The organism is Methylobacterium sp. D54C (genome assembly GCF_053345595.1).
Genome location: NZ_JBKFAK010000127.1, coordinates 1 through 396, shown reverse-complemented (window position 1 = coordinate 396; position 396 = coordinate 1). Strand labels below are relative to the sequence as shown.

The window sequence follows — 396 nt, the reverse complement described above, 5'->3', positions numbered from 1 at the left end:
ACAAGGTCGTGGCGATCACCGCGGCGATGCCGGGGGGCACCGGCATCGACCTGTTCGGCAAGGCGCACCCGGACAAGACCTTCGACGTCGGCATCGCCGAGCAGCACGCGGTGACGTTCGCGGGCGGTCTGGCCACCGAGGGCTACCGGCCGTTCGTGGCGATCTACTCGACCTTCCTGCAGCGGGCCTACGACCAGGTGGTGCACGACGTGGCGCTGCAGAACCTGCCCGTGCGGTTCTGCCTGGACCGGGCGGGGCTGGTCGGCGCGGACGGGGCGACGCACGCGGGCGCGTTCGACCTCGCCTACCTGTGCTGCCTGCCGAACATGACCGTGATGGCGGCCTCCGACGAGGCCGAGCTGGTGCACATGGTGGCGACCGCCCACGCGCACGACA

Annotated in this window: 1 pseudogene; it reads left to right on the top strand. The window is 71.2% G+C overall.

Going from position 1 to position 396, the window contains the following annotated elements:
• Positions 1 to 396, top strand: a pseudogene (locus ACLBYB_RS32815) (1-deoxy-D-xylulose-5-phosphate synthase); the annotation flags it as partial.